The sequence below is a fragment of the Vibrio chemaguriensis genome, assembly GCF_012275705.1.
In the GTDB taxonomy this organism is placed as follows: Bacteria; Pseudomonadota; Gammaproteobacteria; order Enterobacterales; family Vibrionaceae; genus Vibrio; species Vibrio diabolicus.
The window spans coordinates 490,386-503,286 of record NZ_SHOE01000001.1; the positions used below are offsets into that span (position 1 = coordinate 490,386).

10 protein-coding genes and 1 pseudogene are annotated in these 12,901 nt (G+C 47.5%); 7 read left to right on the forward strand and 4 right to left on the reverse strand.

All coding sequences use genetic code 11. The features are described 5' to 3' along the window. Positions 1–96: 96 nt before the first annotated feature. The 3 genes from EX191_RS02245 to dsrO are packed head-to-tail and all read right to left on the reverse strand — an operon-like array spanning position 97 to position 5,101. Positions 97–3,189, reverse strand: coding sequence for a tetrathionate reductase subunit A (locus EX191_RS02245; protein ID WP_193447048.1), 3,093 nt, complete (start codon positions 3,187–3,189; stop codon positions 97–99). 17 nt (positions 3,190–3,206) lie between these two features. Next, on the reverse strand, positions 3,207–4,337 hold the full coding sequence (gene nrfD / locus EX191_RS02250; RefSeq protein ID WP_193447049.1) for an NrfD/PsrC family molybdoenzyme membrane anchor subunit: 1,131 nt from the start codon (positions 4,335–4,337) through the stop codon (positions 3,207–3,209). Continuing rightward, the gene (gene dsrO / locus EX191_RS02255; protein ID WP_006742661.1) at positions 4,334–5,101 is read right to left on the reverse strand and encodes a sulfate reduction electron transfer complex DsrMKJOP subunit DsrO; all 768 of its coding nucleotides are present in this window, start codon (positions 5,099–5,101) and stop codon (positions 4,334–4,336) included. Before dsrO ends, nrfD begins: the two co-directional genes overlap by 4 nt. Positions 5,102–5,280: 179 nt before the next feature. On the opposite strand from dsrO, the gene EX191_RS02260 reads away from it, so the two are divergent. The 5 genes from EX191_RS02260 (at position 5,281) to EX191_RS02280 (ending at position 10,925) form a co-directional block, all read left to right on the forward strand. Next, the gene (locus EX191_RS02260; RefSeq protein ID WP_193447050.1) at positions 5,281–7,107 is read left to right on the forward strand and encodes a sensor histidine kinase; all 1,827 of its coding nucleotides are present in this window, start codon (positions 5,281–5,283) and stop codon (positions 7,105–7,107) included. Positions 7,108–7,132: 25 nt separating this feature from the next. Further along, positions 7,133–7,735 carry a response regulator transcription factor gene (locus EX191_RS02265; protein ID WP_193447051.1) on the forward strand — a complete coding sequence of 201 codons (603 nt, stop codon included), beginning with the start codon at positions 7,133–7,135 and terminating at the stop codon, positions 7,733–7,735. Positions 7,736–7,837: 102 nt separating this feature from the next. Continuing rightward, on the forward strand, positions 7,838–8,236 hold the full coding sequence (locus tag EX191_RS02270) for a hypothetical protein (protein ID WP_085343527.1): 399 nt from the start codon (positions 7,838–7,840) through the stop codon (positions 8,234–8,236). A 65-nt stretch (positions 8,237–8,301) separates the two neighbouring features. Next, positions 8,302–10,413 carry a protein-disulfide reductase DsbD family protein gene (locus EX191_RS02275; RefSeq protein ID WP_193447052.1) on the forward strand — a complete coding sequence of 704 codons (2,112 nt, stop codon included), beginning with the start codon at positions 8,302–8,304 and terminating at the stop codon, positions 10,411–10,413. Next, positions 10,410–10,925 (forward strand): protein disulfide oxidoreductase, encoded by a 516-nt coding sequence (locus EX191_RS02280; protein WP_193447053.1) that lies wholly within the window; start codon positions 10,410–10,412, stop codon positions 10,923–10,925. Before EX191_RS02275 ends, EX191_RS02280 begins: the two co-directional genes overlap by 4 nt. 49 nt (positions 10,926–10,974) lie before the next feature. Here the strand turns inward: EX191_RS02280 and EX191_RS02285 are convergent, their stop codons facing one another. Next, positions 10,975–11,508, reverse strand: coding sequence for a hypothetical protein (locus tag EX191_RS02285; protein ID WP_015297004.1), 534 nt, complete (start codon positions 11,506–11,508; stop codon positions 10,975–10,977). Between the two features lie 399 nt (positions 11,509–11,907). Here EX191_RS02285 and EX191_RS02290 point away from each other — a divergent pair. Together EX191_RS02290 and EX191_RS02295 are read left to right on the forward strand one after the other, a co-directional pair. Next, positions 11,908–12,120 (forward strand): annotated as a pseudogene (locus EX191_RS02290) (class I SAM-dependent DNA methyltransferase); the annotation flags it as partial. A gap of 25 nt (positions 12,121–12,145) precedes the next feature. Further along, on the forward strand, positions 12,146–12,901 hold the full coding sequence (locus EX191_RS02295; protein WP_025521474.1) for a class I SAM-dependent methyltransferase: 756 nt from the start codon (positions 12,146–12,148) through the stop codon (positions 12,899–12,901).

Below are 12,901 nucleotides of genomic sequence, written 5' to 3' on the forward strand. Positions count from 1 at the left end.
TAAGGAAAGGTATTGTGGATTTCCACATATTTAGAGGATGTGAAGAGCTGCACAAATCGGCAGCTCTAAGTGGTACAGACGTCTTAACGTGCGGCGTTACGCTTTGCGGATTTTGGCCGGCAGGGACTGACGTGCCGCCGCGCCCACTACCCAATCCAACAACACGCCTTTGCCTTCTCGAGTAGGGTCAATTAAGCCAATGTCGTTAATGTTGACGCCATCTTGGCTGCGCGTTTTTACGGGTTGTTGTTTATCGCCGATCCAGTGCGATCGTTGTCCTAGCTCGGTATGACCAAACCCATGTTCAAATCCGAGTGTGCCAGGGCGAATTCCGCTGACTATCATCGCAAGTGCTTTGGTGCTTGCAGATGGAGTCTCGATAACAAACTCATCACCCGTTTTAATGCCTGCGCGTTCGGCATCGATTGGATGGATGTACACTGGGTTTACGCCTTTGATCGAGATCAACCTTGGCGATAGGTTGGACACCGCACTGTGAATGTTGGATTTAAAGTTCGTTAGGCTGAATGGCCATTCTGAACTTGGGAACTGGTCTTCCATTGGCGTGCCATCGGCCAATTTTTGCGGATGCCATGTTGGGCAACCGGTGTAGAAATCCCCCGTCATGGTGTTTCGCGCGCTGCCGACGCGCTCGTTCCAGATTGCGACTGGTCGTGTCCATTTATGTTTCATCTGCTCGCCTTGATACGCTTCGCTGGCATTTTCAAAGCGTCCACCGCGAGCAAAAATAAACGCCACTCGTTTCATCTCATCCGCTGTTAGCGTGCTTTGCATCGCTGGCATTAAACGCTCTAAGCCTGACCACGCAATGTCTTCTGCCGAAACTTCAGGCACGCCACCTTTCACATAAGCCAAGTTTGCCGCAGCTCGCAAATAGAAATCTTCGGCGCGATGGAGAGCGTGCCAGTTGCCTTGTGCATCTTGAATTGCATTGTCACCAAAACCGCCCAACTGCATTTTCTTAGCAACATCAATCAGAAAGTTCTCTAAGCAAATCGAGCGATCGTCGGCGGTTTTCTCTGTTCGAGCTTCCACTATCGGCCAACGAGCGGTGACGGTTTTCACCGGAACATCGTGCCAAGGCGTTGCCATGCCCCAGCTTTCGTAAGTAACGGTGTCCGGCACAATGTAATCCGACAACGCAGTGGTTTCGTTAATGAATGCATCAACAGACACAATCAAACCGAGCTGCTTTGGATCTTTAAGCTTGTCTTCCAGCAGTGTTTTCAAACCGGGTACACCATACATCGGGTTCGCCATGTGGTTGAGCCACGCTTTAACGCGATATGGATAACCATCAATAGCCGCAGATAGGTGTTCTGTCAGCAGTGGCGCGGCAAACGGATACCAAGGGGCGCGAGTTGGGTAAGGGGATTCACCTGCCTCAACGCGACGTTTGTATTCGCTGGTTTTGTGGTAGGGGAATTTACTACGCGACAGAAAGACGCCTTTCGGGCCGACTTTGCCAGCAAATTTGGTGAAGTCGTAACGAGGACCCGCAGCGGAAGTTGGGTAGCCACCCGCTTTGGCCATCGCGCCGCCTTTCATATTGATATTACCAATCAACGCATTGAGCATCATGATGGTAAACGAGTTATAGAACCCATTGGTGTGCATGTTGCCACCGTGGGTATCGACCACCGCTTTTGTGCCGTAGCTGGTGAAGCGTTTCGCTAGTTCTGCGATTTGCTCAACAGGGATCTCACATTGTTGGCTGTAGAACTCAAGGCTGTATTTAAACGCCTCTTCTTTGAGTCTTTGTAGAGACGACTTTACGCGCACTTCGCCTGATGCAAGCGAAACCGTTTTATCGACAAACAGTGCCGCTTCCTCAGCTTGGGTATGAACACCAAATTCGCCGCTTTGATCATCCACGATGACGTACGGATCGGAGTCAGACAACGCTTCGCCTTCGAATGGCAGATTCAAATCCGACGCGCGTAAAAACGTGCCGTTTCTAGGGTGCTGCTCATCGCTTATCACGAGATGCGTAGCATTACACCAGTGCGCGGTGCCGGCTCGCTTCATCGCGTTTGCCCCCGGCTGCGCTAAGAAGGTTTTGTTGTAGCGTTGGTTTTCGATGATCCATTGGATCATGCCAAGCACGAGGGCAGAATCGGTGCCCGGTTTGATTGGTACCCAGCGGTTATTGTCACCTGCCGCCAAGCTAGATGAACCCGCAGGCAAACTTGGCGTGATGATGGTGTATTCCAAGCTACCTTCTGTTCGCGCATTGGCGAGTTGACGCGCCTGACGCTTAAAAGGGTTGCCAGCTTGAGCAGGCGACATACCAATAAAGATGATGTATTCGGCATTATCGAAGTCTGGTTTTAAATGGGCAAATTTATCCAAATCATTCATAAATGCGCCGCTGCCAGCACGAAATGCGTAGCCGCAGTAAGAGCCGTGGTGCCCAAAGTTTCGCGTACCATAGCTGTTGAACGCGAAGCGCTTGAAGATGTCGTCTCGGCCTTCGTTACCGGCGTTGGTCATTAACAGTTGGTTGGCTTTCGGGCCATATTCTGGGTTTTCAGGATCAACGGGCGTTGTTAAATCGCGAATGTCGCGCAAGCCATCAACATGGCCTTCACCAAATAAATCTCCGCCTTCTACGACTTCTTCTATCAATTGCTCGTAGCTGATCGGAATCCATTTCCCTTCGCCGCGTTTGCCTACTCGTTTCAGCGGCTGAGTAATGCGGTACGGACTGTTGCGAATTTCTAGCATCCCGTTTCCACGAGCACAGGCGGTGGAGCGACCTTCAAGACCCGCTTCTCCTGCCAAACTTAAATAAGCATCTTTGACTGGTGTTTCGAACGGAATGTGTTGCTGATGAGACAATGGGTGATATGGGTTGCCAGTGATACGCAAAATCTCGTCGTTACGGTTATCAATGCGCACACGCAACCCGCACAGTGACCAACAGCCAAAGCACATGGATGGCGCAACACGTTGGTTTGGATTCGGGATCAGGTTGCCTTTGTTGTTGACCGTGTATTCTGGTTCAAGCGAGTTACCGTGGTGAATATCACGCGTTTTTTCTCCTGCAGTGCCTTCGAGCGCACCCTTGACCATGTGTTTGGTTGTGGTAGCGTAACCCGCAGCGAATGCGCCAAGCCCACCCACAGCAATGCCTGATTTCAAAAACTGACGGCGTTTGTTATCCATGATGAAATCCTCTTTGATTAGCGTTCAGTTAAGGTGAGAGATGTTGGTGCCACTTCGGAGTGTTGCTTTGGCTGGATTAACTCTGAAGCGAGTAATGCCAATGCAAGCCACAATCCGAGCATCCCGATAATGCCTATCCAGCCATTTCCATCCATAGTGAGTTGGTATGGATAAAGCCCTGCATCGAACTTGGCGATGGTTTGTACTTCCATAATGGTAAACCAGCGAATCAGCCACGCGCTTGCCAGTGCGGCAGCAGACACAAAACCTAGCCCTATGACGTGACGAAATCTGGCTGATGCGGACTTGTGGGTATCGCGCAAGAAGATGAAGGCGAGCAAAATACAACCTAAAACGACAAAAGTGAGCAAGGCAATGTTGTGCATCCATTGTTCGCTAGAATAGAGCGAAAATGTAGAGTTGTTGGAAGCCCAAATGGGTAGGAGAATCAGCGTCAGAACACTGCTTGTTACCACCGACTTTTTCAGTAAATTAGTATCGCCAGATGTTAGCGTCTTTGACTGACTAGGCAGCAAGAGCCAAATCATCAGAGAGAAGCCAACCGAGCCCATAAATGCAGTGACAAACCAAAGAATCGGTGATGCTGGTTGGTGCCATAACGAGCGTGATTTTACGACCGCAATTTCAGCGCCTGTGTAGACTGCAATGGTTATGCCTGATAGCACAGTGATGGCAGATACCATAAGCATGGCTCTACGAGAGAGCACCCATTCACCCAGTGACAGCTTTGAAATTAGAGGCAGTACTTTCCCTGGCTGATTACGTAAGTTGAACAGATCCTGGCGGAGATACAGCCATGCAGTCACTACCGCTAAACCTGAGAAAACAGGCAAGAAAAGCGATCCTAAAGACATCCATGACCACGGCGTGATGTGCGCGTAAAAATGCCATGCGCGTCCCGGTTGGTGTAAATCACCAGTTAACGCTAATGGCCCCACGATGGCGCCGATGGCCAGCGTCAGCACAAGCGCAGCGCGCAGTCTGTGGCTGGTGTGTTTTTCAAATAATAGGGCGATTAGGAATAAAATAGCAGCCGCATAAGCCGAACCGATGTAGAAGAAATACTGTACCGCCCACGGGAGCCAAGCCATCGCTTGAGGTTGGACTAACACTTCGGTGATGTTCATGCGTGCTCTCCTTGTGGGTCATAAATAGCTGGCTGCCCGTCGATATGGCTGGTGAAGCGTTCATCCATGCCGATGTAAAACACGTGTGGCTTGGTCTCTTCATTGGGTTTTAGCACTTTGATGTCGTCTTGGTGCTTCGCAATTAAGCGGCGGACTTCACTTGATGGATCATTCAAATCACCAATTACACGTGCACCGCCAACACAGGTTTCCACGCAGGCAGGCAATAGACCTTGTTCTAGACGGTGAGCACAGAAGGTACATTTATCTGCGGTGAGGGTGTCCTCATTGATAAAACGCGCATCGTAAGGGCAGGCTTGTACGCAATACGCGCAGGCGACACAGCGACTGTTATCCACCATGACGATGCCATCTTCGCGCTGAAAGGTCGCTTGAACCGGACACACAGCCACGCAGGGTGGGTTTTCGCAGTGGTTACAAAGGCGAGGCAGCATAAAGGCTTTCGCTTCTCGTGTGGTTGTAGAGCCATCATCCAGCGTGACTTCGTACTGCTTTACTGTGGTTCGGAACTGACCGATAGGTGCTTGGTTTTCAATGCTGCAACCCACGGTGCAAGCCTGGCATCCGACGCACTTTCGTAAATCCACCACCATGGCATAACGTTTCCCCACTTGTCCTTTTCGATCGGCGGACTGGTTATTGCGAATAATGTTTCCCGCGGTTGCCGTGCCAATACCCGCGACTGGAATTAACGCGGCTCCAGCTGTGACCGCGCTGAGAAAGCGACGTTTGGTGGAATCCATAACTCACCTGCTTTTTTGTTGTATTTGAATTGACTGATTCCATTGTGAGAAATGCACCGCGAGGCTTATATTGTGGATTTCCACATACCCAGATCAAACTTGATCTAAAACAAATGTGGTTTAGGGAAGGTAGCTGTTATTCTTGCTCCATTGCTTTCGAAGGAACGATTCTACTCATCATGAACAAAACGCCACGGTTGCTTCAGTTTTGGATTCTTTGCTTGGTTGTCTTTGCATCTTTGGCTCAGGGCGCTGTTTCTGAACAAGCATATCTGCAAGAGCAAAACGCAGTGCAGCCAGAGGCTAAGCAGAAAGTCGAAGTGGGCGTGTTAGCGATACGTGGTCACCTTTATGCTGAGCAGAGATGGCAACCGACCATTGATTGGCTCAATCAGCAAATTTCTGATGTGCATTTTGTTCTTCATCCCCTTAACTTGGATGAAATGGGCGAAGCGGTGAAGTTTCAGACGATGGATTTCATCTTAACTAACCCAGGTCAGGCAGTGCGATTGGGTAGGCAATACGCGCTATCGTGGATGGCAACGCTAACCAGCCGAGCGCCGCAAAATTCGAACTACGGCATTGGTTCGGCGCTGGTGGTTCGAGCTAGTTCAAGCTATCAAACATTGCAAGATGTCTCAGGGTTTCCCGTTGCTGCTGTATCAGAAAAAGCCTTTGGCGGTTACTTAACGCTGCGCTATCAAATCGTGGAAATGGGTCTTAATCCGAACGATTTCTTTGCTGATGTCCGTTACCTCGGCTTTCCTATTGATGCCAACCTGTATCAATTACGTGATGGCAATGTGGAAGCCGCTGTCGTCCCTGCTTGTTTATTGGAACAGATGCAAAATGAAGGTCTGTTACAGCAAGGGGATTTTCGAGTCCTAAATCAACAGCTAAATGAACACTCTTCGTGCGCTGTTTCTACGCCGTTATATCCAAACTGGTCATTTGCCAAAACAGAGCGTGGCTCAGCTCAGCTCGCCAAACAGATTGCGCAAGTCTTGCTTGCTATGCCGCCAGATCACCCCGCCATTATTGCCGCTGGCGCGTCAGGTTGGACGTCACCCGTCAGCTTGCTGAGCATCGACAAACTCTATCAGGCTCTAGACCTCCATCCGTTGCAACAACCTTGGTGGAGTGAGGCACTGCGCTGGCTGCGTAGTCATCAGGAATGGGCGTGGGCGCTGTTCATTTTTGTGATTGTATTGAACGCTTACCACTTTTGGCTTGAGTATCGATTTAGCAAGAGCAAGCAAGCGTTGGAGCAGACATCGTTACGTTTAAAAGAAAAAAGTGAACAACTAGAGCACTCGCAGAGAGTCGCGATTGTCGGAGAAATCGGCACCAGTCTTGCCCATGAGCTCAATCAGCCATTGGCGGCCATTCGCAATTACAGTGAAGGCGGTTTACTTCGCTTGGCCAAAAAACGCCCTCATGAAGATATTGTCCCTGTGCTTGAGAAAATACAGGGGCAAGTTGAACGAGCCGATGCAATTATTCAGCGCTTAAGAACGTTGATCCGCAAGCGTAGTGTCGACAAAGCGCCGTGCGACCTTCAACTACTCATTGATGACACGATTGAGTTGCTCCATTTTCGAATGCAGAAGCAAAATATTTCGATTGTGACCAGTATAGAAGGGAACGTCCGTCCGGTACTTGTCGACGCTGTGGGCGTTCAACAGGTTTTAGTTAATGTGATCAGTAACGCGATTGATGCGTGTACTTTGTTCCAAGAGAAATATCACTCGTCAGGTTATCAAGGTAAAATTGCCCTGCATAGTGACTACCAAGTCAATCAACTTTCCATTCGAGTATTGGACAACGGCACAGGGTTGCAGCAAGAGAATCCAACTCAAGCGTTTGTGAGTAGCAAAGAAGAGGGGCTCGGGCTGGGGTTAGCCATTTGTCGTGATGTAATGGAAATGCATGGTGGCGAGTTTCTCATCAGCTCGACAGCGCCACATGGCTGTTTGGTTGAACTCGTGTTTCCATATCAAAACTAATCTGAACTAGGCATAGGAGCATTCAATGAGCAGCGGTGAAAAGCAGCTACCTGTTTTTGTAGTCGACGATGATGAATCGGTGCGTGACTCGCTCGCTTTTATGTTGGAAGAACATGACTTCAACGTCACCACTTTTGCTGATGGGCAGTCTTTCCTCGATGAGGTGGACGTTCAGCAAGCGGGGTGTATCATTCTTGATAGTCGAATGCCAAATCTTCGTGGTCAGCAAGTCCATCAAATTTTAAATCAAGCCAACAGTCCCTTGGCCGTTATTTACCTGACGGGGCATGGTGATGTCCCGATGGCGGTCGATGCATTGCAAGCTGGCGCGGTCAATTTTTTCCAAAAGCCAGTCAAAGGCGATGAGTTGGCACAAGCCATTTTGCAGGGGCAAGTGCAGTCGGCTGCAAACCTTGATATGGCGGCGGCAAAATCGGCGTATGACTCGCTCACTCCCAGAGAAAAAGACATTTTACGTTTGATCATTGCAGGCAAGCGCAACATTCGAATCGCTGACGAACTTTGCATTGCAATGCGCACGGTTGAAGTACACCGCGCCAACCTATTGAAAAAGTTCTCAGCGAAAACCGTCGCAGAGTTGGCATATATTTATGGCAAGCTAGATTAGAGCTTAGTGAGTGACGCTTCTTAATGTTATTTTGTGGATACAACTTGAGCTTTATGACGACTCGCGTATTATCTTCTTCGTTCCTACTTTATCTGAATTCTTATGAGTTTATTGACTAAACGACATCACACGCCACATAAACGGGTGAAATGGCTACTAGCGATTATTGGCTGGGTGGTTGTCGTGTGTCTGATGCAAAATTCAGGTTTTGCATCGTCATGCTCTATGAAGTACGAGACGGTATCGCCTGCTGTTTCACTTACTGATGAGGGTTCGAGCGTCAAGTCGATTGATGCTAAAGAAACCAGCAAATGCGAATTGTCTGAAAAGTTAATTCAATTTTCTCAACATCAGATCGATGCATTTATTGTTGTTCTGTTTGTCGGTCTTTTAGCGTCGGCTATTTGGATGTGCTGCACTTATATTCGCGCACAACATTGGACGGAGCCGATAGGTCGTAAGTATCGAGTCCATCTGACTTTCTGTGTATTCCAAGAATAAAAACGTGCTTTCTGACCAATAACGTCAGCGGTTTAGCACATTTGTTTTTATTATTAGGAATTACTATGAATCAAATTACCAAACTGACTCAGTTCGCGTCTATGTTCTTTATGACGCTGGCTTTGAGTTTGTTCTCTCTGAATATTTCAGCACAAACTACCGATACCGGTTGGATGACCAACCCGCAACATCCTCCAGTGCAAACGCGCTTTGTACTAACGGGTCAACAAGATCCGCAAGCCAAAACACTTACAGGTTATTTGGATGTCAAGTTAACCGGAGACTGGAAAACTTACTGGCGATCGCCGGGCGAGGGTGGTGTCGCGCCATCGATAGATTGGCAAAACTCGCAAAACCTGAGCAAGGTTGATTGGCAATGGCCATATCCGCAAAAGTTCGAGTTATTGGGCATTGAGACTCTCGGTTACAAAGGCGACACTTTGTTCCCAATGACGCTGCATATCGACGATATGTCGAAACCCGTCACGATTGATGCAGTGCTCACGCTTTCTTCCTGTACGACGATTTGTGTGCTGACGGACTACCAAATTCAATTGACGTTCTTACCCTCTGAGCTGAAAGTGGACGAAGACGTGATGTTCAGTTACGCCCAAGCGGTGAGCAATGTTCCTCAATCTTCGCCTTTTGTTGAGGTCACGCAAACAAATTGGGATGCGACTCAATCCAAATTACAAATCAAACTAAAGAACACGCAAGGTTGGCAAAATCCTCAAGTGTTGGTGGATGGTGTTGGTGATGCGATTCGTGACTACAGCTTCAAGTTGGATGGACTTCAGCAAGAAGGTGATATCGTCACAGCAAATTACTCGGTTGAGACCTGGCTGGGTGAGGTAGAGCTCAATGAACAATCGTTATATGTTTCTATCAAAGATGATAATTTGCTGGTCGAAGAGGTAACACAAGCACAAGCAGGAGCGGTTACATCGTCACTGCCAACTACCTCTTTAGCGAGTATTTTCTTATTTGCATTGTTAGGCGGTTTGATTTTGAACATCATGCCGTGTGTGCTGCCTGTATTGGGGATGAAGCTCAGCAGTATTGTGGCTGCGCATGGTGTAGAGCGCCGTCAAATTCGTACCCAGTTTATCGCTTCTTCTCTGGGGATTCTCACTTCGTTCTGGCTGATAGCTGGATTCATTTTGGTGTTGAAGCTTACGGGTAACGCGATCGGTTGGGGCGTGCAGTTCCAAAGCCCTTGGTTCCTAGGATTGATGGTACTAGTCACTGCTTTGTTCGGCGCCAATATGTTGGGGTTATTTGAAATCCGTCTGTCATCGGGTACTAATACATGGCTCGCATCGAAAGGTGATAACTCTCTAGTGGGTCACTACGTTCAAGGTATGTTCGCCACTTTGCTTGCGACACCTTGTTCCGCACCGTTTTTAGGCACTGCCGTTGCTTTTGCCTTGGGCGCGGACGTATTAACGTTATTTGCAACCTTTACTGCATTAGCATTGGGTATGGCACTGCCTTGGATCTTAGTCGCTGTGTTTCCAAGTATCGCACTAAAACTACCAAAGCCCGGTCCATGGATGAATGTCGTTAAGATCGTGTTTGGCATAATGATGTTGGCAACCAGCGTTTGGCTACTTTCATTAATGGCAAATCATGTACCGATGTTATGGATTGCACTCATCGCTGTGGTTGCTTTTGTAGTAATGATGGCAAGAGTTAAGAAAGTGTATGGTGAGAAAGCACTTGCTGTATCGGGGACCGCATCGTTAGTGTTGATAGCTGGTGGCCTGTTACTTGGTAGTGTCACTGCCGACCAATGGGCGACACCGCTTCCTGAGGACTTAGCGTGGCAGAAGCTTTCTAATTCAGCGATTGAAGAGCACGTCAATAATGGGCGAGTGGTGTTTGTGGATGTGACTGCGGATTGGTGTGTCACGTGTAAAGCGAACAAGATCGGCGTGATCTGGCAAGATCCTGTCTACTCATTGCTGCAAAGCCCTAATGTGGCGACGTTAAAAGGGGATTGGACGCATCCGGACGGCTCGGTAACGGACTTTTTACGAGCTCATGGGCGTTACGGTGTGCCGTTTAACATCGTCTATGGCCCGGCGGCGCCACAAGGTATCCCGTTACCTGTGATTCTGACTGATGATGTTGTTTTAAGCGCGGTGAAACAAGCGACTGGGGGATCCATTCAATGAGTTCGACAAAGCAGCGTAGAACATTCCCATATTGGCTCATTCAAATCGTACAGATGGTGCTCATTGTCACCGTTATTTCTATCGCGATGGATTGGTATCGCACCAAAGATATTCCTAAACAAGAGGCACCACCATTGAGCTCCGTATTGAGCGATGGTGAATACTTCGATGCAATCGCGCAAAGTCATGAACAACCTGTCGTTGTTTATTTTTGGGCGACTTGGTGTCCCGCGTGTAAATTTGTAAGCCCAAGCGTGAGCTGGCTGAGTGATGACTATGCCGTAGTTGGCGTTTCTGGCTCATCGGGACCGAATGAGCGCGTGGCGCAGTTTATGCAGGCAAAAGAATATCGTTTTGAAAACATAAACGATCCTTCAAGCGATATTATGCGTGAATGGAAAATTAGCGTGACTCCAACCATTTATATTTTAAGAAATGGTAAAGTGACCTCTATTACGACAGGCATCACAACGCCGATAGGAATATTGGCGAGAATTTGGTTGGCTCGATAACGAAATAAAAATCCGATATTCAAAATACTGAATATCGGATTTTTTCTTTTTATTTTCTCGCTCCAACGGGAATCATAATGTGTGCGTATGGCGTGCCTTTCCACATCACGTATGGGCCACCATAACTTGGGTCGGTTGGTAGAGAGTCCAGCAACGCTTGGTCTGGGGTAATAATCATCAAGTGTGGTCCTTCCACAATCCATTGATTATCGTCCGTCATCCCTTCTGCAAATGGGTCGGTGTTACTGGCACCGCCATCACCCGCTAACATGTAAGAAATGCCTAATGCTTTGGCTTGGAAAGGTTTTTTGTTCATCCAAGCGTCTGCCCATTCCATCCAAGGTCCATCCATACACATTGGAGCAATGCCTTCCAATTGAGGTGGCGTTGGGAAGCAAGTGTATTGGCTAGAACCTTCTTGAAGAACGTTATTGTTCCAGTCCATCACCGTTACTTTATCGCGAATAGTCGGTGGCGCTGCACTCAGTGCATCTTCTAAAAGTGCTTTTGAATCATCGGCTGCGAATGCGCCAAAAGCGCAGCTGACCGAAACAACAGCAGTTAAATAAGGAGTTAGTTTCATAAATTAAACCTCAAGTTAATACAACATGAGAATTTGAGCACTTTAATTATAGAGTGATATTAAAAATAAGAATCATTATTTAAATGAAAAATAATAAGCGATAGGTTTGTTATGTTAATTTAAATATTGTTTTTATATACAGCGAATAGAATGATGGAAATAAGATTAGCTGAATAATCTAAGACAGATTATCAGGACATGTTTTCTCTTTATGCACTTAAAAATCCCATCGGAATTACGGGCTAATACTTTTCAAAATTTCATCTATTTCTACTGGTTAGCGCTGAATAACCAGTCGGTTACGTTTCATAGAAAATTAGCTATTTAATAAGTGCCTAGGTGCGTATTGCGTGTTACATTCGAGCATCGTTCTGGTTATCAAGGACGAAATGATGGATATTTCAATACCACGATCCGGATGGACAAGATTTGCCCCGAAATACTTATAGTGGATCGGTCATGCATACGGCATATACCGAAAGTGAAGTTGAACAACTCTGTCAGCAGGCGGGGTTGGAAGTGGTTTCCCTAGAAAATGTGATTGGTTACGTATCTGGTGTTGGTTATGTGTGTCGATACTTGATGCTAGAGCTGAAAAAGTCACACCGCTGAAATAAGTAACAAACAAGGACTGTTTTTGAAAACACAAGATTTAACCGAGTTCGGGTCGGGCATTGAATACGATGCCCAATACGAGCAGCATTACCATCACGATATTGCTTTCATCACAAGGTTAATCGAAGAAACCAATGCTCGAAGTGTATTGGATGTCTGTTGTGGTTCCGGCATTGTCACGATTCCAGTCTCTGAGCAACTCAACGAAGCCATTGGCATTGATATTTCTGAAGGGATGCTCAAACACGCAAAGGACAAAGCCAAAAGTAGGAGTAACTTACGTTTTCTTCATCTCGACGCAACCCAGTTTTCGTTAGGTAAGAAGTTTGACCTAGCCATAATGACAGGGAATGCATTCCAAGCCTTTTTAAGTGACGACATGCTGGCAGGCGCACTGAGCTCAATATCAAAGCACCTAGAAAAAGGTGGGCGATTTGTCTTCGATACGCGGTTACCAACGCCAGAGAATCTAGAATTGGATCATGAGATGGCGCTGTGGCAAACCTATGTTTCTCCAACCTATGGTGAAGTGAATTATTTCGGTATGAAGGCCGAGTATGACTTGCAAACGTCCATCATGTATTTGAACAAAGAGCGCCATTTTGAAAGTGGAACGATTGAGCATTCCAGCATTGATTTAATATATCGCCCGCTGGAAGACATAGACGTTTTCCTTGAACAAGCGGGATTCAGAATCATAGAGAAGTACCAATCTTGGTCAGCGCAAGCATTTGAGGCGAATGCCAACTCGCTTGTCTGTGTGGCTGAGAAAATATAA